Source organism: Burkholderia sp. Ac-20384, from assembly GCF_017104605.1.
Taxonomy (GTDB): Bacteria; Pseudomonadota; Gammaproteobacteria; order Burkholderiales; family Burkholderiaceae; genus Burkholderia; species Burkholderia lata.
Window position 1 is genome coordinate 42,118 of sequence record NZ_JAAGPE010000020.1, and the last position, 25,633, is coordinate 67,750.

General features: G+C 66.4%; 26 protein-coding genes and 3 pseudogenes. 13 read left to right on the forward strand and 16 right to left on the reverse strand.

Translation table 11 applies throughout. The features are described 5' to 3' along the window. Positions 1–891, forward strand: coding sequence for a tetratricopeptide repeat protein (locus G3O00_RS06305; protein WP_206142453.1), 891 nt, complete (start codon positions 1–3; stop codon positions 889–891). 107 nt (positions 892–998) lie between these two features. Here the strand turns inward: G3O00_RS06305 and G3O00_RS06310 are convergent. The 3 genes and pseudogenes from G3O00_RS06310 to G3O00_RS06315 all read right to left on the reverse strand — a co-directional run. Beyond that, positions 999–1,100, reverse strand: a pseudogene (locus G3O00_RS06310) (GNAT family N-acetyltransferase); the annotation flags it as partial. 64 nt (positions 1,101–1,164) lie between these two features. Continuing rightward, positions 1,165–1,248 (reverse strand): annotated as a pseudogene (locus G3O00_RS43270) (XRE family transcriptional regulator); the annotation flags it as partial. An 83-nt stretch (positions 1,249–1,331) separates the two neighbouring features. Further along, positions 1,332–2,546: an MFS transporter gene (locus G3O00_RS06315; RefSeq protein ID WP_206142454.1), complete on the reverse strand. Its 1,215-nt coding sequence runs from the start codon at positions 2,544–2,546 to the stop codon at positions 1,332–1,334. A gap of 289 nt (positions 2,547–2,835) precedes the next feature. On the opposite strand from G3O00_RS06315, the gene G3O00_RS06320 reads away from it, so the two are divergent. Then, on the forward strand, positions 2,836–3,525 hold the full coding sequence (locus tag G3O00_RS06320; RefSeq protein ID WP_206142455.1) for an alpha/beta fold hydrolase: 690 nt from the start codon (positions 2,836–2,838) through the stop codon (positions 3,523–3,525). A gap of 126 nt (positions 3,526–3,651) precedes the next feature. Continuing rightward, complete coding sequence (locus tag G3O00_RS06325; RefSeq protein ID WP_206142456.1) at positions 3,652–4,461, forward strand: hypothetical protein; 810 nt, start codon at positions 3,652–3,654, stop codon at positions 4,459–4,461. 232 nt (positions 4,462–4,693) lie between these two features. Here G3O00_RS06325 and G3O00_RS06330 read toward each other — a convergent pair whose 3' ends face one another. After that, on the reverse strand, positions 4,694–5,032 hold the full coding sequence (locus G3O00_RS06330; protein WP_206142457.1) for a helix-turn-helix transcriptional regulator: 339 nt from the start codon (positions 5,030–5,032) through the stop codon (positions 4,694–4,696). A 78-nt stretch (positions 5,033–5,110) separates the two neighbouring features. On the opposite strand from G3O00_RS06330, the gene G3O00_RS06335 reads away from it, so the two are divergent. Both G3O00_RS06335 and G3O00_RS06340 read left to right on the forward strand, forming a co-directional pair. Further along, entirely contained in the window at positions 5,111–6,010 is a 900-nt protein-coding gene (locus G3O00_RS06335; protein ID WP_174931228.1) for a hypothetical protein, read from the forward strand. A 207-nt stretch (positions 6,011–6,217) separates the two neighbouring features. Then, positions 6,218–6,451, forward strand: coding sequence for a hypothetical protein (locus G3O00_RS06340; protein ID WP_011354128.1), 234 nt, complete (start codon positions 6,218–6,220; stop codon positions 6,449–6,451). A 99-nt stretch (positions 6,452–6,550) separates the two neighbouring features. Here the strand turns inward: G3O00_RS06340 and G3O00_RS06345 are convergent, their stop codons facing one another. The 7 genes from G3O00_RS06345 to G3O00_RS06375 all read right to left on the reverse strand — a co-directional run bounded on the left by G3O00_RS06345 (position 6,551) and on the right by G3O00_RS06375 (position 12,435). After that, positions 6,551–7,558: an aldo/keto reductase gene (locus G3O00_RS06345; protein WP_206142458.1), complete on the reverse strand. Its 1,008-nt coding sequence runs from the start codon at positions 7,556–7,558 to the stop codon at positions 6,551–6,553. Positions 7,559–7,609: 51 nt separating this feature from the next. Next, a complete protein-coding gene (locus G3O00_RS06350; protein ID WP_011354130.1) occupies positions 7,610–7,936 on the reverse strand; it encodes a carboxymuconolactone decarboxylase family protein in 327 nt (108 codons plus the stop codon). 132 nt (positions 7,937–8,068) lie between these two features. Continuing rightward, the gene (locus tag G3O00_RS06355; protein WP_206142459.1) at positions 8,069–8,962 is read right to left on the reverse strand and encodes a LysR family transcriptional regulator; all 894 of its coding nucleotides are present in this window, start codon (positions 8,960–8,962) and stop codon (positions 8,069–8,071) included. A gap of 82 nt (positions 8,963–9,044) precedes the next feature. Further along, entirely contained in the window at positions 9,045–9,923 is an 879-nt protein-coding gene (locus G3O00_RS06360) for an alpha/beta hydrolase family protein (RefSeq protein WP_174931231.1), read from the reverse strand. A gap of 109 nt (positions 9,924–10,032) precedes the next feature. Next, complete coding sequence (locus G3O00_RS06365; protein WP_206142460.1) at positions 10,033–10,773, reverse strand: alpha/beta hydrolase; 741 nt, start codon at positions 10,771–10,773, stop codon at positions 10,033–10,035. Further along, complete coding sequence (locus tag G3O00_RS06370) at positions 10,770–11,576, reverse strand: DinB family protein (RefSeq protein ID WP_206142461.1); 807 nt, start codon at positions 11,574–11,576, stop codon at positions 10,770–10,772. Before G3O00_RS06370 ends, G3O00_RS06365 begins: the two co-directional genes overlap by 4 nt. Before the next feature lie 88 nt (positions 11,577–11,664). Next, entirely contained in the window at positions 11,665–12,435 is a 771-nt protein-coding gene (locus G3O00_RS06375) for an alpha/beta hydrolase (protein WP_206142462.1), read from the reverse strand. Between the two features lie 182 nt (positions 12,436–12,617). Between G3O00_RS06375 and G3O00_RS06380 the strand changes: the two genes are divergently transcribed. Further along, complete coding sequence (locus G3O00_RS06380; protein ID WP_206142463.1) at positions 12,618–13,214, forward strand: TetR/AcrR family transcriptional regulator; 597 nt, start codon at positions 12,618–12,620, stop codon at positions 13,212–13,214. Between the two features lie 67 nt (positions 13,215–13,281). Here the strand turns inward: G3O00_RS06380 and G3O00_RS06385 are convergent, their stop codons facing one another. Next, positions 13,282–13,713 (reverse strand): YciI family protein, encoded by a 432-nt coding sequence (locus tag G3O00_RS06385; protein ID WP_206142469.1) that lies wholly within the window; start codon positions 13,711–13,713, stop codon positions 13,282–13,284. 287 nt (positions 13,714–14,000) lie between these two features. On the opposite strand from G3O00_RS06385, the gene G3O00_RS06390 reads away from it, so the two are divergent. The 5 genes from G3O00_RS06390 to G3O00_RS06410 all read left to right on the forward strand — a co-directional run bounded on the left by G3O00_RS06390 (position 14,001) and on the right by G3O00_RS06410 (position 19,796). Next, complete coding sequence (locus G3O00_RS06390; protein ID WP_206142464.1) at positions 14,001–15,164, forward strand: aromatic ring-hydroxylating dioxygenase subunit alpha; 1,164 nt, start codon at positions 14,001–14,003, stop codon at positions 15,162–15,164. 101 nt (positions 15,165–15,265) lie between these two features. Further along, positions 15,266–16,951 carry a choline dehydrogenase gene (locus G3O00_RS06395; protein ID WP_241024989.1) on the forward strand — a complete coding sequence of 562 codons (1,686 nt, stop codon included), beginning with the start codon at positions 15,266–15,268 and terminating at the stop codon, positions 16,949–16,951. Positions 16,952–16,956: 5 nt separating this feature from the next. Beyond that, positions 16,957–17,940 carry a PDR/VanB family oxidoreductase gene (locus G3O00_RS06400; protein WP_206142466.1) on the forward strand — a complete coding sequence of 328 codons (984 nt, stop codon included), beginning with the start codon at positions 16,957–16,959 and terminating at the stop codon, positions 17,938–17,940. A 30-nt stretch (positions 17,941–17,970) separates the two neighbouring features. Next, on the forward strand, positions 17,971–18,915 hold the full coding sequence (locus G3O00_RS06405) for a choline ABC transporter substrate-binding protein (RefSeq protein WP_011354141.1): 945 nt from the start codon (positions 17,971–17,973) through the stop codon (positions 18,913–18,915). Between the two features lie 107 nt (positions 18,916–19,022). Further along, the gene (locus tag G3O00_RS06410) at positions 19,023–19,796 is read left to right on the forward strand and encodes an SDR family oxidoreductase (RefSeq protein WP_174931239.1); all 774 of its coding nucleotides are present in this window, start codon (positions 19,023–19,025) and stop codon (positions 19,794–19,796) included. Positions 19,797–19,919: 123 nt separating this feature from the next. Here the strand turns inward: G3O00_RS06410 and G3O00_RS06415 are convergent, their stop codons facing one another. Both G3O00_RS06415 and G3O00_RS06420 read right to left on the reverse strand, forming a co-directional pair. Next, complete coding sequence (locus G3O00_RS06415) at positions 19,920–20,669, reverse strand: class II aldolase and adducin N-terminal domain-containing protein (protein ID WP_174931240.1); 750 nt, start codon at positions 20,667–20,669, stop codon at positions 19,920–19,922. A 23-nt stretch (positions 20,670–20,692) separates the two neighbouring features. Further along, positions 20,693–22,156, reverse strand: coding sequence for an aldehyde dehydrogenase family protein (locus tag G3O00_RS06420; protein ID WP_206142467.1), 1,464 nt, complete (start codon positions 22,154–22,156; stop codon positions 20,693–20,695). 317 nt (positions 22,157–22,473) lie between these two features. Between G3O00_RS06420 and G3O00_RS06425 the strand changes: the two genes are divergently transcribed. Beyond that, complete coding sequence (locus G3O00_RS06425; protein WP_241024990.1) at positions 22,474–23,493, forward strand: GlxA family transcriptional regulator; 1,020 nt, start codon at positions 22,474–22,476, stop codon at positions 23,491–23,493. 119 nt (positions 23,494–23,612) lie between these two features. Next, positions 23,613–23,843, forward strand: coding sequence for a hypothetical protein (locus G3O00_RS06430; RefSeq protein WP_041493471.1), 231 nt, complete (start codon positions 23,613–23,615; stop codon positions 23,841–23,843). Between the two features lie 125 nt (positions 23,844–23,968). Here G3O00_RS06430 and G3O00_RS06435 read toward each other — a convergent pair whose 3' ends face one another. Next, the gene (locus G3O00_RS06435; protein WP_206142468.1) at positions 23,969–24,670 is read right to left on the reverse strand and encodes an MBL fold metallo-hydrolase; all 702 of its coding nucleotides are present in this window, start codon (positions 24,668–24,670) and stop codon (positions 23,969–23,971) included. Between the two features lie 205 nt (positions 24,671–24,875). Further along, a pseudogene (locus G3O00_RS06440) lies at positions 24,876–25,514 on the reverse strand (MFS transporter); the annotation flags it as partial. Between the last annotated feature and the right edge of the window lie 119 nt (positions 25,515–25,633).

The window sequence follows — 25,633 nt, forward strand, 5'->3', positions numbered from 1 at the left end:
ATGTCTCCGTTGCTGCCGTCTTTTCCGGTTTTCCGTTTCAGCGATGTCGGAGTGACCATGACGCACCTTGATTTGCAATCCCTGCGCCGCTTTTCACGGCACACGCGGTCGATCGTGTCGACCGCACTGATCCTGGGAGTCGCCGGCACTGCCGTTGCGGATCCGGTTGAAGATGCCGCTAGGGCGTTTCAGCGTACGGACTACGCAACCGCGCTCGCACTTTGGCGTCCGCTTGCCGAACAAGGCAACTCACGTGCGGAAATCGGTCTCGGCAAACTCTATGAGTCGGGACTCGCCATGCCCAAAGATCAGGCGCAAGCCAACGTCTGGTTTCAGAAAGCCGCCAATCAAGGCGACGCCGAAGGCGAATGCATCGTCGGGCTGGGATATGTGATAGGTACACACGGCCAGCCTCAGGATGTTTCTTGGGGCGTGGCACTGATGAAGAAGGCCGTTGATCACGGAAATGCAGGGTGTGCAAATCAGATCGGAGAACTCTATCGTAACGGCTTGTTTGGCATACCAAGGGACCACGTCGAGGCGGTCGCCTGGCATAGACGCGGTGCGGAGATGGGGGATGCGCTTGCCGAACGGCGACTGGGGACGGACTATGAACTCGGCATTGGCGTGCGTCAGGATTCTGAGCAGGCGGCATACTGGTATGGAAAATCGGTAGCGCACACGCGCAAAGAGGCGGATCAGGGCGATGCCACCGCGCAACTGATCATGGGCGAATCCTACGAATGGGGCGAATCGGGCCTGGTCAGGGACAAGGCCGCGGCTCTGTATTGGTGCAAAAAATCGGCGCAACAGAAGAGCCGCGTTGCAGATGCCGCCAGGCAATGTGTCTCGCAGGTCGAGCGGGAATCCTTTGCTACCGAGTCGAGGTGAGGGTCGTGTCGGTGCCGTGAACGGCGGATCTCTGCGTTTCTCGATCACGGAAACGGGGTGGTAGCTCATCCGACGGAACCGGTATCCCGTCTTTGCGTGCTCACACTTCACCGCAACTCGAGCGACGTCACCTCAAACACGCGATCGATCGCGATCGCGCGCGCGTCTTTCGTGTACATCGGCGCGGTTTCGAACACGCTCGTCATGCCGCTCGGCAGGAAACATCGCCGGTCGAAGCGGACGGTCAGGCGCGCTGCGCCCCGGCCCACTCCGTCACCCATCATCCGCCTTCGCCTGCAGCCCCTTCAACCCCTGAATCACGACCGGCAGCGCGCGCCCGTGCGCGTCCGACCCATATCGCGGGCATATCGATCGGCGGCCGCTGGCGATCGGATTGGAGCAACAGGCGCAGCATCTGTATTCGTAGCGCGCGTTCGCGGTCAGCGTGCCGCGATCTGCGCGGTGTCGCGGCGAAGGCTCGTGTGAGTGAGCATCAGCAAGTTGACGACGACGACGGCGATCGTTGCGACGATCATCCAGTTCACGCCGCCGTGGGTCACCAATACGCTGGCTACATACGGAAACCCGAACAGGCCCGTGAAGTAGGCGATCGTGAAGACTTGCGAGCTCGCCGATGCGGACAATCCCTTTTCGCTGGCGAGATTGACCGCCATGCCGTTCAAGGTGGAATAGCTGAGTCCGTAGCCGATCGCGAAGATGAACGAGCCGATTACGTACAGGATTTCGCTGCCCGGATTGGACACGAAGAGAACCAGCGCCACGAGCGTCAGCGCGAACAGCGTGAATGCGAGCTTCCGGACCGGCAATCGGCTGATCGTCTGCGCCAGCGTGAATCGGCAGAAGACGGTCGTCAGCGTGAATGTCACAAAGAAGGTATCGGGCGACAGGTGTCGCGATTCCGCGTAGATCGCCTGAAAATTCGACAACGCGGAGAAGACGCAGGCGGCGAGTCCGATCATGATGATCGGCAGCCGGGTGACATGGCGCAGGATCTCGGCGACCCGCGCGGCGGTCAGTCCGGTTGCATCCGCCTGCGGATGGGGTATGCGTTCCGTCCGTTGTCGGACAATCGAAAATGCGACGGCGGCGATCACGCAGAGACACGCCAGGCCTGCGTAGACGATGGCGTACGACCCGAAGCGGCTGGCGACGAAATGGCCGATCGGTGACGCGAGACCCAGGCCGACCATCTGACCGCCCGAGAGCAAGGTCAGGTATTTGATTCGCGCTGAGGGCCTGAGGTGATGAATGATCTGAAGCGGCGCGAGTATGTAAAAGGCCGACCATCCCATTCCCAGAAGCAGGCCGCCGATAAACGCGATCCTCAAGTCGTGCGCTGCCAGGCTGAACGCGAGCATGGAAAGCGCCATGACGGCAGCCGCCGCCACGATGGTCGACATCAAGCCGATTCGTTGTGCTACCCATCCGGCGACGAGAGAACTGACGATCATGGTCAGGATGCCGGTCGAGATCACCGCGCCTGCCATTGAAGAATCCAGGCCGCTTTGACGCAGATGCTCGGAAAGGAGGAAGCTGGCACCGTATGCGGCTGCGAGCGCGATACTTGCGATGAGGAATGGAGCAAACGTGGCAGCGCCAAGCGACGACGGAAGCTGGTCAGCGGATGTGTTCATCGAATTGGCGTCCAGTTTTTATCGCCGCCGTGATGCCTCGAGCGGGCCGGATTTCTTTGATCGTCTTGTACCCATCTATGGCATGCAGAAGGCCTTTCCGGATTTTCCGATCCCGAGCCTGATGGGCATTGTGTTTTAGGTAAAAGCGGGATGAAATGTACAGTGAAGTCGATTTTCTTCTGCACAGTACATGTCGTTGTTGATGAGCTTGCGCTCAGAAACTTGAAGTCGACTGAGATTACGCTGGATGGTTTCGAAACGCGATCCACTACCTGCCTGAATCATCCTGATGTTGCTACCGCTCATATTTCTACCCGCGATGCCGTGCGACGGCCGCATGTATGCGCATCAGGTCGAAGCACTGAAGGATCTTGCTTCGCCGACCGTGAAGGTACTTGCGCATGCAACCTTCACCGAGAGTGCCGATCAGCTCCTGGCATCGACAAGCGGTGCGTTCATTCTCGTTGGTACGGCATATGGCGGGTGTCTCGCGATGGAAGTGCTCGCGAGAGCGCCGGACCGTGTTCGCGGGCTCTGGCTGATGAACTGTCAGCCCGGCGTTCATCCGGATCCGGACGCCGCTCGTGCCACTAGCCGACGAATTCGCGCCGGAGAGCACGAACGAGTCATTGAGGAGTTTGCCGAGCAGGCGATCCCGGCACACGACGGCGCGTCACGGGCCGCATTCGTGCAGATGGCCCGCGATGCCGGCGCGGATGTGTTTGCCCGGCAGTCCGACGCCACGCTGACGCGCGTGGATCATTGGTCGACGCTTGCATCGAGCAAGGTACCTACGTTGCTCGTCTGGGGTGCCGCGGATCGCTTCGTACCCGTCGACGTCGGCCGGCGTATCGCCGGCGTGATGCCACATGCCCGATTTGAAGCGATCGACGGATGTGGTCATTTCCCGACGCTGGAGCGGCCGTCGCTATGTACGGCGATGGCGCGCGAGTGGTTGAGGGAGTCGGTGCTGGGGTGAGTCGTGTGCGGGAACGGGTTACTTGCGCAGATTGCGCGGGGCTGCATTCGGCCAGTTGCGGTCATCCGGACGAGAGCTATCCAGTCCACTGGTGCTGATTCATGCAGTCCACTTGTGAGGCGTCTTATGGATAAAAAGGCAAGAAACATCCTGGTCAGAACCTACTGGAGCGGCAAGGGGTGGGTAGACAGAAAGGACAGGCGCATCAGCGACGCCGATTTTGCCTATGCGAAGGAACAAGGCGTGATGTTCTCCCCCGTCACGCTGACGCACGACCAGAGCATTTCGGCGATCAAGGAAATCCTGCCCAAGGTTGCGCAGGATGCCGTAGCCAGGGCATTTTTGAGCAGCCTCTCGACGCGACGGCTGGAATGGCGTTCGGCGTTGGCTTCTTTCGTGTGCGCGCAACGATTGTCGCCGCCACATGAATACGTTCCGAAAGTGAGCGGACACGGTTACACGAACGGTGTCATCACCCACACCTCCTATCGTTGCGGCGTCTGCGATGGATCCCGGGAGTATGAAGAGGTGGACTTGAACGTACTGAATTTCGAGCGCATCAAATGGGGCGGCGTGCGTCTCGGCGGCCGGATATATACGCTGTTCGATTTGCAGCAATTCCTGCGCGAAGAAATTTCGGAGCCCACGCGGGCCGACATCGACATTCTCAAATCGATGCTGTCAGTGATCGCTCAAAGCCAGCCAGGTGACCACCCGAGTGCGCTGAGGGACAACCTGGCGCCGGTCATCAAATCGACGAAAAGCGAACGCGACGTGTTGATGGAAATTCTGGCTTGCGTTGATATTCTGCGACCGTCGTCTTACGACAGGCCCTCGCGAGGCAGGCACGATTGGCATTTCATGGAGCACTGGCGTGGAGAGGACAAATACAACGAAGCTGCCGTGAAGGAATATTTCGGCAAGTATCTCGATTGACGAGAGGGCGCAAGTTGCCTGGTTTGCGGGCCGGGATGGCAGCACCGATTCAGCCTGCGTCGATTGCTGATGCTGCACATCGAAGCCAACGCATGGTTCGGTTGAGTGGCGGCTTTCGAGAATTCTGCGTGTCGCTTGCGGGGCGTCAGGCAACATCCGTCGCAATTTCCGACGCGCCGTCTCTTCCGGCGCTTGCCGTAGCCGCGGGCGCGGAGCACCCCCGCCCACCCCATCACCCATCATCCGCCTTCGCCTGCAGCCCTTTCAACCCCTGGATCACGACCAGCAGCGCGCGCCCGTGCTCGTCCGACCCATCCCACGCGTCGACGATCGCGTCGCGCAGCAGGTCGTTGTACTGGCGGCGCGACGGCCCGGTATCGATACCATAGAAACTGCATAGCTTATTGAATGGTGCACTGCGGCGCAGCCGGTGCCCGTTCGACAGCCTCAGGCGCGATACGGTCGGCTGGCTGACCCCGGAGAGTCGCGCTATTTCGCTGGACGAGCGTGTATCTGCCATCAAGCGGCGCAACAGGTCTTGAACGGGAAAATCTTGGTCCGGGGCTTCCATGCGATGCATTATACCTATACAGTTACGGCTGTTGAATGGGCTTGCTGTCACCAGCGAGGCTGTATCCCGAGATAGTTGATGACACTGAAACACCTCCCACCCACGTTCTGCTGGACCAAGATCGGTACCGAGTCCGGCGAGGAACTGCCGACCGTCGTGCTCCGCAAGGAATGGGAGCGCCGGCTCGGGGGCGGGCGTTTTCTGTGGGGCATCAACCAGCCGCTCGGCAGCAGCGCGCAAGTCGCCGCGCATCGCACGGGCTCGCTGCTCGCGCTGTTTTCGCCGGTCGCGTCGCGCCCGCGCCCAGGCGAGCGGAAAGACATGCTGCTGTGGAATGCATGGGTCGACGCGAGCGGGCAGGTGCGGCCATTGCCGCCGCACACGTTCATCGCCAGCCGCTCGACGTTGCCGTCGGGCCGGCGCCGCGAACAGCACTACGCGCTCGTGTGCGCGTCATCCACCGCGCTGACGGTCGGCACGCAATTGCGCGTGTTTCCCGATCACCTGCGCAGCGTGAGCACCGGCAAGTCGCTCGGCGCCGCACAGGGGGCGGCCGTGGTCGATTGTGTCGGGCGTGCGAAGGAGCAGACGGGCAAGAGCTATCCGCTTGCGCTGTCGGTCGAACTCGAAGCACCGTATTTCGTGCGGCTCGCGCAGCCGTGCGTGTTGAAGGCGCGCGATCTCGCGGAAGTGAACAAGGCGACGCGCGCGGGCGATTTCGATCGCTTCGTCGAGCTCGTCGCGCGCTTGCGCGGCCGTTCGCCGACGGACGACGTGCGCGGCGTCACGCGCGATCTGTTCGATGTGCCGCCGATCGAAACGGCGGCCGCGTATGTTGCGCCCACGCACGTGGCGCGTTTGCGCAATCGGCCGGCCGCCGAGCATCCGCGTGACCTCACTGGCGACCTGTTCGACCTGTCGCCGGGTGAAGCGGCCGCGTTCACGGGCCTCGCGCATCCGCGTATCGGGCGCGCGTGACGAAACGCGCGCAGCAGCTCGCGCAAGAATTTGTTGCAATCTCGCCATAGCGGAGCGGCGAGCGCAGAGAGACAATCGGCACGAAGCGCGCTGCGCGGCGGCCGATGCATCGATACTCGATGGGTCGTGGTTCACGCCGCCGACATGCGCACCACGCACACTGAGCGTCGGCGTGCTTCACACTGCAACCCTGAGGGAGAAGTGTCGATGTCGACCCACATCTGTTCGCGGGAAGCCCGGGCCGCGCAGCGCTTCGTCGAAGCCACGCGCAATGTCGATCAGGCCTTTCGCGCCGTGCGCGGCGAAAGCGACGACGACGTTTCGTCGGCCGAATACGCACGCGCGATGTCGCGCCTCGATCGCGCGCTCGACGAATTGGCGCGTGCACAGGAATGCTTCGATCGCGTCGTCAGCGCCGACGCAACCGCGCAAGACAACTGATCCCGCCGCTTCTCCACATCTTCGCGCGTCGGGCGACGCGCGTTCATCTTCATGCCGGGCATCGCGCCCGGCATCTCATTCACTCATCCCGTTCCGACTTCAGATCTTGCGGCCTTCGACCGGATAGCCGGGATCGGTATAGCCGTGCGTCGATGCATGCCCGGGCGGCACGAGCGAATCGACGAACCGTTCGTCGTCCGGGCCGAGTTCGAGCTTCAGCGCATCGATGTAGCTGTCCCAGTGCGCTTCGGTGCGCGGCCCCGCGATCGTCGAGCTGATGATGCGGTTCTTCATCACCCACGCGAGTGCAAACGCAACCGACGTCGTGCCGCGCGCGGCAGCATGCGCGGCTACCTGCTGCGCGATGTGCAACGATTCGGGTCGCCATTCCGTTTGCTGGATACGACGGTCACCGCGGCCCGCGCGCGAATCGGCGGGCGGCTGCGCATTCACCGCGTATTTGCCGGTCAGCACACCGCGTGCGAGCGGGCTGTACGGCACGACGCCGATCCCGTAGTGCGCGGCGGCCGGAAGCTGTTCGACCTCGGCCGTGCGATCGACGAGGTTGTACAGCGGTTCGCTTGCGACCGGGCGATCGATGCCGAGCTGGTCGGCGAGCCGCACGACCTCGGCGATGCGCCAGCCCTTGAAGTTCGATAGCCCGAAGTAGCGCACCTTGCCTTGCCGGATCAGGTCGGCGATCGCGCGCATCCCTTCGTCGAGCGGCGCATCGGTCAGCGCGCGATGGAAATAGAGGATGTCGATGTAGTCGGTGCCGAGCCGCTTCAGGCTCGCGTTAACCGATTCGACGATCCATTTGCGCGACTGGCCCTGCCGGTTCGGCTCTGCGTCCGGCCCGGCCGGAAAGCCGAACTTCGTCGCGACGACCCAACTGTCGCGACGCGACGCAATCGCGCGGCCGACGACTTCTTCCGAACGGCCGGCGTGATAGACGTCGGCCGTGTCGATGAAATTGATGCCCTGGTCGAACGCCTTGTCGATGATCCGTGAGGACGTCGCTTCGTCGGTCTCGCCGCCGAACATCATTGCGCCGAGACACAGCGGCGACACCTTGAGCGCGCTGCGCCCGAGATAGCGGTAATCCATGAACGCTCCATGCGGGCGCGTGCCCGCCGGTTGAATGAGGGGACGCTGCGCTTACACGCCGGCTTCGTCGAACACGCGCTGCGCGATCGTCAGCGCCGAGCTTGCGGTCGGCCAGCCCGAGTAGAACGCGAGGTGCGTGATTGCTTCGACCAGCTCGTCGCGCGTGAGGCCGTTGTCGAGCGCCTTCTTCAGGTGGAACGGCAGTTCGTTGACGCGATACAGCGACACGAGGCTCGCGACCGTGACGAGGCTGCGGTCGCGCGGCGACAGGCCGGGGCGCTGCCAGACGTCGCCGAACAGCACGTTGTCGGTGTAGTCGGCGAGGGCGGGGGCGATGGCGCCGAATGCCTTGCGTGCAGGGGAAGTCGGTTCGGACATCGAGGGCTCCGGGGTAGGTGGGGAACACCGTCGATGGTAGCCAGCGATGCGTCTATCGATAATCCCCGGCAATCCGCATGCACTTATCGACCCGATTCATGAATCGCGGCGCATGGGCGGCGCCTCGTCGACTCATGCGCGATAGCGCAGCGCATCGACGATCACGGCGAGCGCGCGCGACGACTGCCGCCGGCTCGCGTAGTACAGGTGATGGCCGGGGAATGTCGGGCACCAGTCGTCGAGCACGCTGTCGAGGCGGCCGGCGGCGACATGCGGTGCCGCGAGTTCGGCGGGCACATAGGCGAGCCCGTAGCCCGCGAGCGCCGCATCGAGCGTCTCGTAGGTGCCGTTGAACGTGACCTGCCCGTCGACGCGCACCTGCAGCGAGTCGCCGCCGCGCGCGAGTTCCCACGCGTACAGCGCGCCGTGCGTCGGCAGGCGCAGGTTGATGCAGTCGTGCGCGACCAGATCCTGCGGCAACACGGGGCGTGCGCGTTCCGCGAAATACGCGGGCGCGCCGACGATCGCCATTTTCATGTCGGCGGAGATGCGCACGGCGATCATGTCCTTCGCCACCTGGTCGCCGAGCCGCACGCCCACGTCGAAGCGTTCCGCGACGATGTCGGACAGCCCGTAGTCGTTCACGAACTCGACCTTCAGGTCGCGGTAGTCGCGCAGGACCGGCGCAAGCTTCGGCCACAGCAGCGTACGGATCACGAAGTCGGTCGCGTTGATGCGCACGGTGCCCGCGGGCTGGTCGCGCAGTTCCGCGAGCGCCGTCAGTTCGGCCTCGATTTCGTCGAAGCGTGGTGCGAGGTTCAGCAGCAGTCGTTCGCCGGCTTCGGTCGGCGCCACGCTGCGTGTCGTGCGCGTGAGCAGCCGCACGCCGAGGCGCGTTTCGAGCGAGCGGATCGTATGGCTGAGCGCGGATTGCGAGACGCCGAGCTGCGCGGCCGCACGCGTGAAACTGCGTTCGCGCGCGACGGCGATGAAGGCGAGGAGGTCCGCAAAGTTGTCGCGCGGCATGGAAGGTGTCGGGTGGTCGATGCCAGCGCATCGTACCACCGGGTTCGCCGGGCCGCGTTGCGGCGCGGCGATGGGGCGCGCATCAGCCCGCGCGTGTCATTCCCGGCGCATGGGGCGCGGGATGGTACGCATAGCCGCCGTGCTGGAACGACGTCGCGAAGAACCGCATCTGGTAGCGGATCGCATTCGACCAGTAATCCCACGTGTGGCCGCCCGGTCGCTCCGCATAGTCGTGCGGTACGCCGAGCGCGACGAGCCGTTCGTGCAGCGTGCGGTTCGAGCCGACGAACGCGTCGTCGCGGCCGCAATCGATCGTCAGGTCGAGATGCGCGCGCACGAACGCGCTGGCGCCGGCAACGATCACGTTGCGGTTCCAGAACGACGGGTGGCGGCCGGGGTCGCCGAATACGTGGTCGATGCCGGGCTCGTCCGCGCAGCAGCGCGGATCGACCGCGCCGCTGATGCTGCCGACCGCGCCGAACGTGTCGGGCCGGTCGAGCGCGATGCGCAGCGCGCCGAAGCCGCCCATGCTGAGCCCGGTGATCGCGCGGGCACGCTGCGTTGCGATCGTGCGGAAGTGCAGATCGACGTAGGACACGACTTCGTCGCCGATGAAGGTTTCGTAGCGGCTGCCCGAGTCGAACGGGCTGTCGATGTACCAGCTCTCGTGCCCGCCGTCGGGCATCACGAGGATCACGTGGTAACGGTCGGCCAGCGCGGCGATGTGCGTGTTCGACGTCCAGTCGGTGTGGTCGCCGCCGGAGCCGTGCAGCAGATAGACGACCGGATAGCGGTCGCCGTCGCGGGTGCCGCGCGCATAAGCGTCGGGCAGCACGACGGTTGCCTTGAGCGTCTCGTTCATCGCGGCGCTGGGAATCGCGACGACCCGCGCATGGAATGCGAGAGCAGGGCCTGAAATGGCGACCAGCAGAAGCAGCCAGAAGGCGCGTGCCAGGTACATCGATCCTCGCATGTGTCGACCCCATCCGGCGCCGGGCGCCGGGAAACCCTGTTCGGGCGACTCTAGCAACCGTGCCTTTCAACCATATTTCGGCGAATCCTACGGGTTGTCAGGCGGGCGGCGCGGACACGATGCGCTCGAGCGCCGCGCGAAACACATCGGGCTGCTCGGCCGGGATCAAGTGCCCGCAGCGTTCGATCGTGTCGAAGCCGGCGCACTGCGCGAGCGCCCAGTCGGGCACGTGCCAGCCCGCGCGCGAGCGTTCGCCGGCCATCAGCCAGACCGGGTGACGCTCGAACACCTGTGCGAGCTGCTGCAGATAGCCGGACTCGCCCGTCGTTGCGACCACCGAGCGGCCCATCGCGCGCAGCGTCGATGCGGGCTGATGCGCAAGCCAGCGGCGGGCATCGTCGAGCAGGCCCGGCGACGGCGCGTCGATCGCACCGCGCAGCCAGCCGTGCGGATCGGCGCGCAGGCCGTCGAGCATGGTGTCCGCTTCGGCGGGCGTCATGCGGCCGACCGACGCCGACCAGAACGCATCGTCGAGCGTGAAGTTCCCTTCGACGTTGACGATCCGCCGCACGCGTCCGGGGTGCGCATGCGCGAACAGCATCGCGATCGCGCCGCCGACCGAGTGGCCGACGACATCGACCGGCTGCGCGCCGAAGTGCGTATCGACGGTGCGGCGAAGGTGCTCGACCTGCGCGGCGAGCGTGATCGCATCGAACGGTACCGCGCGATGCGCGCCGTAGCCGAGCAGGTCGGGGGCGAGATGCGGGCCGTTCCACCCGCGCACGTCGAGCGTGCCGATGAAACCGTGAATGAAGACGACGGGCGTGGGCTGGGTCATGGGGCGGGCGCGGAAGGAAGGGGCGGCAATTCGAGTTCGGCGAGCAGTTCGTCGAGTTCGAGCACGTGCGTGCGATCGTGGTCGAGCAGCTCGCGCACGAGTTCGTCGAGCGACATGCGGCGGATGCCGTCCCGTAACCCGCAGCGGGCGAGTTGCGCGGGCGCCAGCGCGGCCGCGGTCGCGCACAGCGCCGCGCGGCCCTTGCGGAATGCAGTGACGGCAACGTCAAGCGGCTGTGCGAGATAGTCGCGTTGCGTGGCGAGCACGGTGCCGTCGACCGATGCGATCACCGGCAGTTCGAGCGTGCGCACGGCGTCGATGCGTTCGGCGAACACCGCGTCGAGATCGCGCAGGTGGCACGCATGCTCGACGAGCGAGAAGCCCGTGCCGTCGGGGCGGCGTGTCCACAGCGCGGCTGGCACGTGCGCCGCATACGCGGCGAGCCGATCGGGCAGGCGGGCCAGCGCGGCGACGACGTCGGCGAACGGCAGCAACTGCGGATACGCGCTGAACACCGCGCCGTAGCTGAACAGCGTGCCGCCGAGCCGCCCGCGTGCTTGCACGACGTCGTGGCCGTGGCGGCGCATGACTTCCGCGACCATCGCGCCGCAGAACTGGCGGGCGGTCGTGTCGGTTTCGATTTCGGGGAATTTCAGTGCGATCTCGTGCTGAATCGCGCCGATCGCGGCGACGCCGACGCGCGACAGCGCCGCGAATTCGACGTAGTGCGCGGGTTGCACGATCAGCGCTTCGAGCTGGACGCCAAGGGGCGTGGTGCGGAAACGGTCGAAACGGGAATGCATGACGGCAAGAATTCTCCAAGTAACGTGTCAAAACGATACGTTACTCGGAGGGAGGACGTCAACAGGCGGAATCGGGCAATCCGTTGGATCACTCCTTACCGGCGCCCTTGGCGGCCTGTTCGATCAGCTTCGCCACGTCGGCCGGATGCGAGATGTACGCAACGTGGCTCGACTTCAGTTCGATCGTCTTGCTGCCGGCCCGTTGCGTCATGAAGCGTTCGAGCTCGGGGTTGATCGCGCGGTCGGCGATGGCGACCACGGCCCAGCTCGGCTTGGTCCGCCAAGCGGCGTGCGTGATTGGCACGCCGAACGACTGCGCGGCCGGCGTCACCTGCGAGATCGCCATGAATTTCGCTTCGGCGGCCGGCACGTCGGCCGCGAAGTCGGCGTGGAACGACGCTTCGTCGAAGTACAGGTGGCCGTCTTCGGTGGCCTTGATCGCCTTCGTCGCGGGCGGCGTCTTCTTGGTCAGGTCGAGCGGGCTTTCGCCGGTATCGGGCTGGAACGCGGCCACGTAGACGAGGCCTGCAACCTTGTCGTCGTTGCCGGCTTCGGTGATCACCGCGCCGCCGTAGCTGTGGCCGACGAGGATGCTCGGGCCGTCCTGCGCGTCGATGGCGCGCCGGGTCGCCTTCACGTCGTCGTCGAACGACGTTTCCGGCTGCTGGACGACGGAAACCTTGTAGCCGTCGCGCGTCAGGATGTTCGAGACGGCTTGCCAGCCCGAGCCGTCGGCGAAGTAGCCGTGGACCAGCACGACGTTCTTGACGGGGGCGGCGACGGCGGCGTGCGAGCCGAATGCGGCGGCGGAAATGGCGAGTGCGGCAGCGATGCGGCGAAGTTGGGACGAGCGCTTCATTTTCATTCTCCAGAAGGAAGACAGGGTAGGAAACCGTCGGATATCGACAGGCGTCTTGTTCTGTCGATGTGATCATCCTACTAGTAGGTAGGGTGAGCGGCAAGGAGAAACCGCGGCTGGAAAAGACTATCTCAGGGCGGTAAACTATCCCTGTTTTTCATCCGACTAGATGGTAGGTAGATATGACGATAACGGGGGACAGTACCGCGGGCCGCATTCTCGAAGCCGGGCGGCAACTGATCATGCGGCGCGGCTACAGCGGGTTCAGCTATGCCGACATCGCCGACGCGATCGACATCCGGAAGGCGAGCATCCACCACCATTTCCCGACGAAGGCGGATCTGGCGGTCGCGGTGCTGCAGCAGTCACAGGCGAATTTCGATGCGGATATGTCGCTACTCGAGTCGAGCGGCGCCGACGCGCTGGTGCAGATGCGCGCGTACATCGGCTACTGGGAACGCTGCATCGCGGACGACAGCGCGCCGTTCTGCGTCGCCGGCATGCTCGGCGCGGAGCTGCCGGCGCTGCCCGACGAAGTCGCGCGGGCGGTGAAGGCGCATTTCGACGACCTCGCCGCGTGGCTGGTGCGTGTGCTCGAGGCAGGGGTGAAAGACGGCATCGTGCAGCCGGGCGTGTCGGTGCAGACCGAGGCCGCGACGTTCGTCTCGCTGGTCTACGGCGCGATGCTCGCCGCGCGGGCGTACGGCAATGCCGGGATGTTCAGGGACGTGACCGGCGGCGCGGTCGAGCGGCTCGCGGTGCCGCGCAAACGCGCGTAAGCCCCGCACGCGGCAGCGGGTAGGGGCGGCGCCTGGCGGTCTTGCAACCGTCCGGCGCCGCTCCGGTTTACGCGTGCTTCCCGGCCTCGGCTTGCGCGCTCAGCCGTGCCTTTTGCTCTTGCAATGCCTCCGTGAAGGCCGGGCCGAAGTCTTCAGCCTCGAACAGCGGGCGGATCTCGATGTCGGAATCGCCCGGCATCGGGTTCGGGCAGCGCTTGACCCATTCGACCGCTTCTTCCATCGATTTCACCTTCCACAGCCAGAAGCCGGCGACGAGTTCCTTCGTTTCGGCGAACGGGCCGTCGACGACGGTGCGGTTCTTGCCGGCGAAGTGCACACGCTTGCCGCGCATGCTCGGGTGCAGCCCGTCGGCGGCGAGCAGGATGCCGGCTTGCGCCAGTTCTTCGTTGAACCGGCCCATCGCGGCAATCATTTCGGGGTCGGGCATCCGGCCGGATTCGGAATCGGTGGTGGCTTTGACGATGACGAGGACGCGCATGGTCGTTTCTCCTTCGATGAATGGTTGAGGGGCATGCCGGCCGTGCAACGTGGCCTTCTCGGGCTTGCAACGATACGACGGGCGGGCGGCGACGAAATCGACATCACGCAAAAAAATCTTCGGGCCGTTGAATCGTGACGGATCGCGGCGACGGCGGCAGCGACGTCGCGACGTCGCGAACCATCAAGTGCGGGCCGGCGGGGCCCCATAAAGTTCGCTTCAAGGCGGACGGCCGGCAAACCGGGCCGCCGCTCCTTCGACGAACGACAGAAACAGGAACCCCGCCCATGCAACCGATCTCCGTTGTGAAGAAGCAAGACATCGTCGCTGCCGACCGCTGGATGCAGCAACGGCCGGAACGCGCGCTTACGCTGCCGTCGCGCTATTTCTATGACGACGCGGTATTCGCGGCCGAGCGCGATCGCATTTTCATGTCGGCATGGCACGTGATCGGACACACCTCGGAGCTGAGCACGCCAGGGCAATTCGTGATGACCGATGTGTTCGACCAGAGCGTGATCGCCGCGTGCGGCCGCGACGGCAAGGTCCATGCCTTCCACAACGTGTGCCAGCATCGCGGCAATCGCCTCGTGGAAGCGCGGCGCGGCGAGCAGAAGGGCCTGTTCCGCTGCGCGTACCACTCGTGGTGCTACGGCGCAGACGGCAGCCTGCGCGGCGCGCCGCGCACCGATCGCATCGAAGACTTCGACCTCGCGGCTTACAACATCCCGAAGTTGCGCGTCGAGGAATTCGGTGGCTTCTACTACTTCAATCTCGATCCGGATGCGCCGTCGATGCGCGACCTGTTCCCCGGCGCCGACGCGGAGATGAAACGCGTGTTCCCGAAGCTGGACGCATACCGGCTGATCGAGGAGAAGGACGTGATCGTGCCGGCGAACTGGAAGGTCATCATGGACAACTCGATCGAGGGCTATCACTTCTCGCTGTCGGGCCCGCATCACGTCGAACTGGCCGGCCTGATCGATTTCGCCGGCTACCGGCTCACGCAGCACGACAAGTGGTGGACCTACATCGCGCCGGCCAACCGCGACGCGACCGCCGCCTACGGCGTACCGCTCGGCGACAAGAACCCCGACGAGTGCTTCTTCAACATCGGCATCTGGCCGCACAACACGTTCTATACGTTCCCGTACTCGGAATTCCTCGCCACGTTCCTGATCATCCCGCTGGAACCGGAGAAGACGCTGCTGCGCTTCGGCTACTACTCGACGCACGACGCGGTGCCCGAGGTGACCAAGGCGTGCATGGACTGGATGAACACCGATCTCGGCCCGGAAGACATCCGCCTGAACATCTCGGTGCAGAAGGGATTGCATTCGGTGGGCTACAACCAGGGCCGCTACGTGATCGATGCGCAGCGCAGCAACGAAAGCGAGCATCTCGTGCACCACTTCCATACGCTCGTGCACGACGGCATCCACGGCGCGTAGCCGGCAGGGGAGCGCCGCTCCCCGTTCCGCTTCCGGCGCTCGGGCGGCGCTGCCGCTTCGCGCACTCGTCTTCCATGATCTCGATCAACTGCATGCATGCGATGAAGAAACCACAGGGAATCGACGCCGTGCGTCGCGACTACGACTACGTGATCGTCGGCGCAGGATCGGCCGGCTGCGTGCTGGCCAACCGGCTCGGGGAAGATCCGGGCGTGCGGGTACTGCTGCTCGAGGCCGGTCCGACGAATCGGCACTGGTCGATCGACATGCCTTCCGCGATGGGTATCGTGGTGGGCGGCAACCGCTTCAACTGGCAGTATCAATCGGAGCCCGAACCGTTCCTGAACCGGCGGCGCATCGCGACGCCGCGCGGGCGCGTGCTGGGCGGATCGTCGTCGATCAACGGGATGGTCTATATCCGCGGTCACGCACGCGACTATGACGGCTGGTCCGGGCAGGGCTGCACCGGCTGGAGCTATCGCGAGGTGTTGCCGTATTTCATCCGCGCCGAGCGGCACGAGCTCGGTGCGGATCCGTACCACGGCGACAGCGGCCATCTGCGCGTCACGGCGGGCCGGACCGACACGCCCCTCGCCAGCGCGTTCATCGCATCCGGTGTCGATGCGGGCTATGCGCACACCGACGACGTGAACGGCTATCGCCAGGAAGGCTTCGGCCGCGTCGATCGCACGACGTGGAGCGGGTCGCGCTGGAGTACCGCGCGCGGCTATCTCGCGGAGGCACTCGGGCGCGGCAACGTCACGGTCGTGACCGGCGCGCTCGTGCTGCGCGTGCTGTTCGACGGCAGGCGCGCGACCGGCATCGAGTACGCGTGCGACGGCGAGACGCGGCAGGTTCGCGCGAGTGCCGAAGTACTGCTGTGCGGTGGCGCGATCAATACGCCGCAGTTGCTGCTGCTGTCCGGCATCGGGCCGGCGAACGAGCTGGAAGGCCTCGGCGTGCGAGCGCGGCACGACCTGCCGGGCGTCGGGCGCCGGCTGTCCGATCATCCGGATACGGTGGTGCAGTATCTGTGCCGCAAACCCGTCTCGATCTACCCGTGGACGGTCGCCCCGCGCAAATGGTGGACCGGCGCGAAGTGGTTCGCGAACCGCGACGGGATTGCTGCGAGCAACCATTTCGAGGCGGGGGCGTTCATCCGCTCGCGCGCGGGCGTCGAGCATCCGGACCTGCAACTGACCTTCATGCCGCTCGCCGTGCAGCCGGGCAGCGTCGAGAGCGTGCGCGCGCACGCGTTCCAGGTGCACATCGACCTGATGCGCCCGACGAGCCTCGGCGCGGTGACGCTGGCGTCCGGCGACGCGCGCATCCCGCCGCGGATCCTGTTCAACTACCTGAAGACGGAGCGCGATCGGGCCGACATGCGCGCGGGCGTGCGGCTCGTCAGGGAGATCCTCGCGCAGCCTTCGTTCCGCGAGCTGTGCGGCGACGAACTGTCGCCGGGCGCGGGCAAGACCGATGACGCCGCGCTCGATGCGTGGGCGCGCGACATCACCGAAACGGGCTATCACGCGGCGGGCACCTGCAAGATGGGCCCGGCGGACGATCCGGAGGCAGTGGTCGGCCCCGACCTGCGCGTGCATGGCATCGAACGGTTGCGCGTGATCGACGCGTCGGTGATGCCGACGATCGTCAGCGGCAACACCAACGCGCCGACCGTGATGATCGGCGAGAAAGGCAGCGATCTCGTGCTGGGGCGCGCGCCGCTGCCGCCGTCGGCGGCGCCGGTCTGGGCGCAGCCCGACTGGCGCACCTGCCAGCGGTGAACGCGATGGCACCGATCATCCCGTTCCCGCCCGGCGATCGCATCGCGGCGGTCGTGGTCGAGGCGGCCATGCTGACGCCCGAGATCCGCGGCATCGTGTTGGCGGCGGCCGACGGTGCGGCGCTGCCCTCCGCCGAACCCGGCGCGCATGTCGAAGTCCGCCTGCCGGACGGCATCGTGCGTCACTACTCGATCGTCGAACGCGCGGCCGACGGTTCGACCTACCGGATCGCGGTGCTGCGCGAGCCGCGCTCGCGCGGCGGGTCCGCGTATCTCGTCGAACGGCTCGCGCCGGGCGATGTGCTCGACGTGAGCGCACCCCGGAATCACTTCGCGCTCGACGAGCACGCGAGCGAGTACGTGCTGATCGCGGGCGGGATCGGCATCACGCCGATTCTGCCGATGGCGCGGCGGCTCGATGCGCTCGGCAAGTCGTTCACGCTGCTGTACCTGGCGCGGTCGCGCGAGCGCATGGCGCTGCACGACGCGATCGAACGTGGCCCGTTGCGGGAGAAAGCCCGCCTGCATTGCAGCGAACAGCACGGCGAAGCGGACCTGCGCACGCTGCTGGGCGTGCCGCGCGCCGGTGCACAGGTGTATGTCTGCGGGCCGGGCCGCCTGATCGACAGCGTGCTCGAAGCGGCGCGTGACTGGCCGGCCGGCACGGTGCACTTCGAGCGGTTCGCCGGCGCCGCGCCCCCGCGCGAGCCGGAGGCGGGCGCGCAGGCATTCGAAGTGGAACTGGCCCGCACCGGCCGCCGCGTCGCGGTGCCGGCGGGCCGGTCGATCCTCGACGTGCTGCGCGACGAGCGGATCGCCGTCGATTCGGTGTGCGGCGAAGGCGTGTGCGGCACCTGTGCGGTCACGCTGCTCGACGGCGAGGCGGAGCACCGCGACTGCCTGCAGACGGACGCCGAGCGACGGGCGAACAACCTGATCTACATCTGTGTGTCACGCGCGAAATCCTCGCGTCTCGTTCTCGATCTTTAGTCATCCTTCAATTTCTCAGGAGAAGTCACGATGAACGTCAGAAATACGCTCGGGTGCATCGCACTGGCTGCCGTCTGCACGGGCCAGGCCGCCGCGCAGGAAGCGGCGACCTGTCGCGCGGTGCGGTTTGCCGACATCGGCTGGACCGACATCGCAGCGACGACCGCGCTGGCGTCGACCGTGCTGTCGAGCCTCGGCTACCAGCCGACCAAGACGATGGCGTCGATTCCGATCGCGCTGGCCGGGCTCAAGGCGCGTCAGATCGATGTCTACCTCGGGGACTGGCGGCCGTCGATGGACGCCACGAGCGCGCCGTTCGTGAAGAGCGGGGCCGTGAAGGTGCTGGACCGGCCGAATCTCGTCGGCGCGAAGTACACGCTCGCGGTGCCGGCCTACGCGTACGACGCCGGGCTGCGTTCGTTCGACGACATCGCGAAGTTCGCCGACCGGCTGCAATACCGGATCTACGGGATCGAGCCGGGGAACGACGGCAACGAACTGATCCACAAGGCGATCGCGGGCAACCAGTTCGGCCTCGGCAAGTTCAAGCTGGTCGAATCGAGCGAGGCCGGCATGCTGGTCGAGGTGCGGCGCGCGATCCGCGATCATGCGTGGGTCGTTTTTCTCGGCTGGGAGCCGCATCCGATGAACCTCGACTTCAACATGCGCTACCTTGCCGGCGGCGACAACCTGTTCGGCCCGAACTACGGGGAGGCGAAGGTCTATACGATGACGTCCCCCGACTATGCGGCGCGCTGCCCGAACGTCGCGCGGCTGGTTGCCAACCTGCAGTTCACGACCGACATGGAGAATCAGGTGATGAAGGCGATCGCCGGCGGCAAGCAGCCGGAGGTCGCGGCGAAGGCGTGGCTGCAGCAGCATCCCGACGTGCTGAAGGGGTGGCTGGCCGGGGTCAGGACGGTCGACGGCCGCGATCCGCAGGCGGCCCTCCAGGCCGCGCTGAACCTTCACTGAGCGGGCCGCGCGCAGCGGCCGCCGCCATACCGGCGGCGGCGTGCGCGCTGTGCTTCCGTGGGCCGGGCGCGGTATGCTCGGCTCGGTCCTTTCCAGGAGAAACGACGATGAGCCACAACCGCACCGGCCGGCTGGCCGGGAAAGTTGCCGTGGTGACGGGCGCCGCGGGCGGCATCGGCAGGAGCATCGCGCTGCGATTCGCGAACGAAGGCGCCAGCGTGGTCGCGACGACGAGCCGCAACACCGCGCAACTCGACGAGACCTGCCGCCTGGCCGGCGACGGGGTCATCGTCGCGAGGCAGGCCGATGCCGGATCGGCGGAGCAGGTCGAGGCGCTGATCGACTTCGTGGAGCGCCGGTTCGGCCGGCTCGACGTCATGTGCAACAACGCGGGCGTCATTCGCGAGGCCCGGCTCGTCGACACCACCGAAGCGGACTGGGATGCCGTCATGGACGTCAACCTCAAGGGCGTGTTCCTCGGCTGCAAGTACGCGATTCCGGCGATGATCCGCGCCGGCGGCGGGTCGATCGTCAATCTCGGCTCCACGAGCAGCTTCGTCGGCGAACCGCTTCATGCGGCCTATTGCGCATCGAAGGGCGGGGTGCTGATGCTGACCCGCTGCGTGGCGATCGAGCACGCGAAGGATCGCATCCGCGCCAATGCCGTCTGTCCTGGCTGGATCGATACCCCGATGAATAAACCGTTCATCGACGCGCTCGGCGGGCGCGGCGCGATGGACACGCTGCTCGACGCGGTTCAGCCGCTCGGGATGGGGACGCCGGAGCAGGTCGCCGACGTTGCGCTGTTCCTGGCCTCGGACGAAAGCAGTTTCGTGACCGGAACGTCGATCCTCGTGGATGGCGGCTTGACTGCGCAGTAGCGCGCGGCGGCGGCGAGCGCGGTGGCTCGTTGAAACGAGTCGAGCTGTGCGGCCGCCCGGTGCGTCAGCGATGCATGCGTTTGCCCGGACGGCGCAGCCTTGCCGGGCCGCGCCGTCCGGCGGCTACCACGCGTACGACGGCGCTTCCTCGTCGAGAATGGCCCGGAGCTCCGCCAGATGCTGTTCCGCGAACCCCGCATAGTCGTCGCGCCATTGCAGCATGGTTTTACGCGCAACGGCGTCGGTCGCGAACCGCAGCGGCTGGCCGGTTTGCAGCGCGGTGACATACGTTTCGCACGCACGCTCGAAGTAGTAGAGATCGTCGAACGCCTGCGCGACCGACGAAGCGACGACGATCACGCCGTGCTGGCCCATCAGCAGCACGGGTTTGTCGCCGAGCGCGTCGGCGACGCGGCACGCCTCGTCGCCGAGTCCCATGCCATCGAAGCCGGTGTCGACCGCGACCCGCTCGAAGAAGCGCATGCAGTTCTGGTCGAGCGGCGGGAGCGCGGGCTGCGCGAAGCACGACAGCACGGTCGCGTATTTCGAATGCACGTGCAGCACGCAGCGCGCGTGCCGGTGGCGCTTGTGGATTTCCGAATGAAGCGCCCACGCGGTGATGTCGGGCGCGTTGTCGCGCCGGATCGTCTCCGGGTCGTCGGCATTCACGAGCAGCAGTTCGCTCGCACGGATCCGCGAGAAATGGCGACCACGCGGATTGATCAGGAATTGCCGGTTGTCGTCGGAGACGGCGGCGCTGAAATGGTTGGCGATCGATTCGTGCATGCCGAGGCGCGCGGTCCAGCGGAACGCGCAGGCGAGATCCGTGCGTGTCGCGCGATGCGTCTGGTCGGGTTGCGTGGCTGTGAGCATGTCGGGCTCCCGTAGCGAGGGGATCAGAACCAGCGTTGCGGGCTGGCTTCGAAGTTGAGGTACGCGTGCTTGAGTTCCGTGTATTCGTCGAGGCCGCTGCGCGACAGTTCGCGGCCGATGCCGCTGGCCTTGTAGCCGCCCCACGGCGCGCCCGGCAGCGTGACGTTGTAGTCGTTGATCCAGACCGTCGCCGCCCGCAGCCGGCGCATGACCCGGTTCGCCCGTGCGAAGTCGCGGGTCCAGACGGCGCCCGCGAGCCCGAACGGCGTGTCGTTGGCCAGGGCCACCGCCTCGTCTTCGCTGTCGAACGCCTCGACGGTCAGCACCGGCCCGAAGACTTCCTCGCGCGCGATTGCCATCGTCGTCCGCACGCCTGCGATCAGCGTCGGTTCGACCCAGAAGCCGGTCGCGAACGCGTCGCCGGCCGGTGCGCGGCCGCCGCACACGATGCGCGCACCGTCGCGGGCGGCCTCGCCGATCAACGCGAGCACGCGGTCGCGCTGCTGCGCGGAAATCACCGGGCCCATCCGGGTGGCATCGTCGTCACCGCGACCGACGCGGATTGCCGCGATGCGTGCGGCGAGCGCGTCGACGAATGCATCGTGCAGCGTGCGTTCGACCAGCAGGCGCGAACCTGCCGAGCACATCTGGCCGGCGTTGAAGAAGGCCGCGTTCAGCGCGTAATCGAGCGCCGTGTCGACATCGGCGTCGGCGAACACGAGGTTCGGATTCTTGCCGCCGAGCTCCAGCGATACACGCTTGAAATTGCCCGCGGCCGCGCGCATCACGCTGGCGCCGGCCGCGTTGCTGCCGGTGAGGGAAATCAGGTCGACCTGCGGGCTCGCCGCGAGCGCGTCGCCCACGTCGGCGCCACCCGTCACGAGATTGAGGACACCACGGGGCAGGCCCGCGTCATGCGCGAGTTCCACGAGCCGATGTGTCGACAGCGGCGTCAGCGACGCCGGCTTGACGACGACCGTGTTGCCGGCCACCAGCGCCGGCGCGAGCTTCCATGCCGCCTGCAGCAGCGGGTAGTTCCACGGCGTGATGAGACCGCAGACGCCGACCGGCTCGCGCAGCGTGACGCTGATCACGTGCGGCTTCGCCGCATTCATGCTGCCCGTCTCGGTGACCGCGAGGCTCGTGAAGTAGTCGAATGCCGCCGCGGCGTCGTGCACGTCGGATGACGACTCGGCGAGCGTCTTGCCGGTGTTCGCGGTTTCGATGCGGGCGAGTGCGGGCGCTTCGTCACGCAGCGCGTTCGCGAGGCGGCGCAGGCACGCCGCCCGTTCTTCGGCGGGCAGGTGCGGCCACTCGCCCGCGTCGAATGCAGCGCGCGCCGCGCGAATCGCGTGTCCGGCGTCGGCGGCCGAGCCGTACGCGACCCGTGCGATCGCTTCGCCGGTGGCAGGATCAATGATGGCGCGCTGCCCGCCTGCGGCGGCCGGTTGCCACGCGCCGTCGATATAGAGCTGTTTGATGTGCATGTGCTGGTTCCACGGAGTCGGAAGATCGGCGTGCCCCGCCGGTGCGGGGCGGAACGCGAGCTGAATATAAGATCGCCCGGAGCCGCTCGCTTGATCGAATGCGACGGCGCACGACGCGCTTGCACGGCCATGACGGGCCGATCCGGCCGGTGCGCAACGGGTCGACGGAAAGCCGGCACAAAGCGACATGTCGATGTCGCTTTCCATCAAGTTCCGGCACGTCGCGCGCGGCAGAGTGAAGGTTCGCGGGGATCGCACGCGCGTGCCCGCGAACTTCGCTCAATCGGCCGGCCTGTCCGGCCCGGATCGGTCTCGCGATGACTTCACGGAACATGCAATCGGCGGCGGTACCGGCGCCGCACCGGGTGGGGCTGCTGGTGATGCCCCAGTTCTCCCACCTCGGGCTCGCGCTCGTGATCGAGGCCATGTCGCTCGCGAACTGGCTGGCCCAGCGTGTGCGCTACGAGTGGACCGTCCTGTCGGTCGACGGCGAACCCGTGGATGCAACGAACGGCATGTGGACGCCGACGCGGCCGATCGGCGATGCGCGCGGCGGGTTCACGACGATCTTCGTGATCGCGAGTTTCGACGCGCAACGTCATGCGAAGCATCGCGGCGTGAAGACCTGGCTGCAGAACCAGATGGCCTTCGGCACGCAGATCGGCGGCATCGAGACGGGCACCGAACTGCTTGCGGCGGCCGGCTTGCTGCAGGGCCGTCCGTCGGCCGTGCACTGGGACAATGTCGAAGGCTTCCAGGAGGCTTATCCGAAGGTCGGCGCCACGACGCGGCTCTACACGATCGAGCCGCGCGTCATCACCTGCGCGGGCGGCACGGCGATCATCGACATGATGCTCGAATGGATCGGCCGGGCGGAGGGCATCGAGCTCGCCCGGGAGATCGCCCGCCACCTGCTGCATGCGAAGCTGCGCGGCGCGGACGCGCTGCAGCTCGCGGAGGGCGAGGCCGCGCCGGCCTCGACGAGCACGACGGTGGCGAAGGCGGTGCGGCTGATGCGCGAGTCGATGGCGGAGCCGATGTCGTGCGAATCGCTTGCGCAGGCGGTCGGGCTGTCGAAGCGGCAGCTCGAGCGTCACTTCAAGCGGCATATGGCGACCGCGCCATTGCAGTACTACCTGAGCCTGAGGGTGGCAACGGCACATCAGTTACTGCAGCAGACGGAGCTGAGCGTGTCGCAGGTGGCCGCGGCGACGGGCTTCGAATCGATCGAGCATTTTTCGCGCGTGTACAAGTCGCGGTTCGGCTGCCCGCCGAGCCGCGACCGGTCGCAATCGTGGGCGGCGCCGGTGATGCGTCACCGGGCGCCGGCGGCCTGACGCGCATGCTGCCGGGCGGCCCCGTTCCGGCGGCGCACGGGATTGGGGCGCAAACGCCGTTCCGGGCCCACGGCCAAAGCTGGTATGCTGACCGCACCACGTTCACGCGGGAGGGTGCTATGGCAGCCAAGGAAGTCTCGAAGAAAAAGTACTTGAAGATCCTGAACAAACGCCTGCGCGCCGAGCCGGATGCCCCGGCCGGCGCGTCGTTTGCTTTCTACCCGCTGGGTGCGAAGGCGAAGCAGGCGACGGGCGTCGCGTCCAGCGAGCCGCGCAGCAAGCGCGAACTCGCGAAGATGGCCGCGATCCAGCGCAAGGCGGCGGAAGAGTTCGTCGTCACGGGCGCCTGAGCAGCGCCGTCGTCGTTTGCGCGGCCGCCTGGCGGGCGCGCAAGCGGCTTCTCCTGTCGATACCGATTTGATGCCGCGCGGGCGAACCGGCCCGCGCGCGGTGGTTTTTGTCGGCTTTTTTCCCGCTACGCGGCCGCCGCCTCGCAATGCGCGATCGCGCCGGCGAGCACGCGCGGGATGTCGTGCGTGATGGCCGGGCCGTGCATCGGCAGGATGACGTCGAGATCGAGCGCCTGGATCCGGCGCAGCGCACTCGCCAGGTGGGCGAGCGACGGCAGGTAGTCCGAGCGCCGGATCGAATCGACGATCGCCGGCAGCGGATCGTCGGCGGCTTCGTCGCCGAAGCGCATCAGGATGTCCGACGACAGCAGTGCCTTGTACGTCGGCAGATACACGACCAGCGCATCCCATTGATGGACATGCTTCGTGAAGATCGGCACCACGTCGATGCCGGAAATCGTCGTCGGCTCGCCGTCCTTCAGCGGCTTCGCGCGCACGCCGAAGATATCGGCGAGCCCGTGCGTGCAGATCGGATGCGCGTACGCGACGAGCGCCGGATTGGCCGCGAGGAAGTCGGGCAGTGCGCCCATCTCGTCGACCTCGAAATGCGGGACGATCACGCTGCTCACCCTCGACGGCGTGATGCCGACGGTCGCGAGGCTCGCGGTCAGTTGCGGAAAATTGGAACGCGTGCCCGTTTCGATGCAGACGACGTCGCCGTTCGGCGAGCGGACGAAGAACTGGCTGAAGCCGAGCTTCAACTTGTCGATGTAGGTCGTTGCGCGAAACAGGCCGCTGCGGATTTCTTCGATACGAGCGTGGTCCATCGATGCGATCCTTGCGCGGGCAGTGGGGGCCGGACACCACCGTCGCGCGCTCGCCGCGATGCATCAGGGGGCGCGCGACACGGTGCCTCGATGCAGTCTAGCAGCGTCGGTCCGGAAGCGAATCCTGTCAGGTCACGCAGCAGCCGGGCATGGCGCTGCATTGCACGCCGCCCGGCCGTCAGGAACATCCCGGCTGATTGCGCGCTCAGGACACCTTGTCCGCCGCAGCCGCGTACCGGCCACCGCCACCCGCTTCATCGCCCGCCGCGAGCTGCTCCAGCGCGAGGCCCTTCGTCTCGATTCCGAGCGTCCACACGGCGACCGCGGCCGCGACGAACGACAACGCACCGAGCGTGAACACGCCGCCCTGGCCGAACACGGGCAGCACGACGCCGACCACGTAAGGCCCGATCAGCGAGCCGACGCGCCCGATTGCCGATGCAAAGCCCGAGCCCGTCGCGCGGGCGCCGGTGCCGTACAGCTCCGGCGTGTACGTGTACAGCGCGGCCCACATCCCGAACAGGAAGAACTGCATCGCGAGGCCGGTGCCGATCAGCAGCGCCATGCTGCCGCCGTACAGCGCGCTCTGGCCGTAGGCGAACGCCATTGCGCCGCCGCCGACCAGCGACGCGATGCAGGTCGGCTTGCGCCCCCAGCGTTCGACGAGCCACGCGGCGCACAGGAAGCCCGGTACGCCGCCGAGCGAGATCAGCACCGTGTAGAACACCGATTTCGTGACTTCGAAGCCGGCCTGCTGCAGCAGCGCGCCGAGCCACGACGTGAGGCCGTAGAAGCCGAGCAGCGCGAAGAACCACAGCAGCCACACCATCACCGTGCGGCGGCGGACACCGCGGTGGCGACTGGAACGGTGGCGGCGGTGGCGGCGGCGGCCATCGCCACTGACGCGCATTTGCAACCGTTTGTATCCGCGCACGGCCCGCCGACGGCCGACGCGTCACGCAG

Coding starts and splice junctions, on each gene's coding strand:
- G3O00_RS06305 (WP_206142453.1), top strand. CDS start 1: ATGTCTCCGTTGCTGCCGTCTTTTCCGGTTTTCCGTTTCAGCGATGTC.
- G3O00_RS06315 (WP_206142454.1), bottom strand. CDS start 2,546: ATGAACACATCCGCTGACCAGCTTCCGTCGTCGCTTGGCGCTGCCACG.
- G3O00_RS06320 (WP_206142455.1), top strand. CDS start 2,836: ATGTTGCTACCGCTCATATTTCTACCCGCGATGCCGTGCGACGGCCGC.
- G3O00_RS06325 (WP_206142456.1), top strand. CDS start 3,652: ATGGATAAAAAGGCAAGAAACATCCTGGTCAGAACCTACTGGAGCGGC.
- G3O00_RS06330 (WP_206142457.1), bottom strand. CDS start 5,032: ATGGAAGCCCCGGACCAAGATTTTCCCGTTCAAGACCTGTTGCGCCGC.
- G3O00_RS06335 (WP_174931228.1), top strand. CDS start 5,111: ATGACACTGAAACACCTCCCACCCACGTTCTGCTGGACCAAGATCGGT.
- G3O00_RS06340 (WP_011354128.1), top strand. CDS start 6,218: ATGTCGACCCACATCTGTTCGCGGGAAGCCCGGGCCGCGCAGCGCTTC.
- G3O00_RS06345 (WP_206142458.1), bottom strand. CDS start 7,558: ATGGATTACCGCTATCTCGGGCGCAGCGCGCTCAAGGTGTCGCCGCTG.
- G3O00_RS06350 (WP_011354130.1), bottom strand. CDS start 7,936: ATGTCCGAACCGACTTCCCCTGCACGCAAGGCATTCGGCGCCATCGCC.
- G3O00_RS06355 (WP_206142459.1), bottom strand. CDS start 8,962: ATGCCGCGCGACAACTTTGCGGACCTCCTCGCCTTCATCGCCGTCGCG.
- G3O00_RS06360 (WP_174931231.1), bottom strand. CDS start 9,923: ATGTACCTGGCACGCGCCTTCTGGCTGCTTCTGCTGGTCGCCATTTCA.
- G3O00_RS06365 (WP_206142460.1), bottom strand. CDS start 10,773: ATGACCCAGCCCACGCCCGTCGTCTTCATTCACGGTTTCATCGGCACG.
- G3O00_RS06370 (WP_206142461.1), bottom strand. CDS start 11,576: ATGCATTCCCGTTTCGACCGTTTCCGCACCACGCCCCTTGGCGTCCAG.
- G3O00_RS06375 (WP_206142462.1), bottom strand. CDS start 12,435: ATGAAGCGCTCGTCCCAACTTCGCCGCATCGCTGCCGCACTCGCCATT.
- G3O00_RS06380 (WP_206142463.1), top strand. CDS start 12,618: ATGACGATAACGGGGGACAGTACCGCGGGCCGCATTCTCGAAGCCGGG.
- G3O00_RS06385 (WP_206142469.1), bottom strand. CDS start 13,713: ATGCGCGTCCTCGTCATCGTCAAAGCCACCACCGATTCCGAATCCGGC.
- G3O00_RS06390 (WP_206142464.1), top strand. CDS start 14,001: ATGCAACCGATCTCCGTTGTGAAGAAGCAAGACATCGTCGCTGCCGAC.
- G3O00_RS06395 (WP_241024989.1), top strand. CDS start 15,266: ATGAAGAAACCACAGGGAATCGACGCCGTGCGTCGCGACTACGACTAC.
- G3O00_RS06400 (WP_206142466.1), top strand. CDS start 16,957: ATGGCACCGATCATCCCGTTCCCGCCCGGCGATCGCATCGCGGCGGTC.
- G3O00_RS06405 (WP_011354141.1), top strand. CDS start 17,971: ATGAACGTCAGAAATACGCTCGGGTGCATCGCACTGGCTGCCGTCTGC.
- G3O00_RS06410 (WP_174931239.1), top strand. CDS start 19,023: ATGAGCCACAACCGCACCGGCCGGCTGGCCGGGAAAGTTGCCGTGGTG.
- G3O00_RS06415 (WP_174931240.1), bottom strand. CDS start 20,669: ATGCTCACAGCCACGCAACCCGACCAGACGCATCGCGCGACACGCACG.
- G3O00_RS06420 (WP_206142467.1), bottom strand. CDS start 22,156: ATGCACATCAAACAGCTCTATATCGACGGCGCGTGGCAACCGGCCGCC.
- G3O00_RS06425 (WP_241024990.1), top strand. CDS start 22,474: ATGACTTCACGGAACATGCAATCGGCGGCGGTACCGGCGCCGCACCGG.
- G3O00_RS06430 (WP_041493471.1), top strand. CDS start 23,613: ATGGCAGCCAAGGAAGTCTCGAAGAAAAAGTACTTGAAGATCCTGAAC.
- G3O00_RS06435 (WP_206142468.1), bottom strand. CDS start 24,670: ATGGACCACGCTCGTATCGAAGAAATCCGCAGCGGCCTGTTTCGCGCA.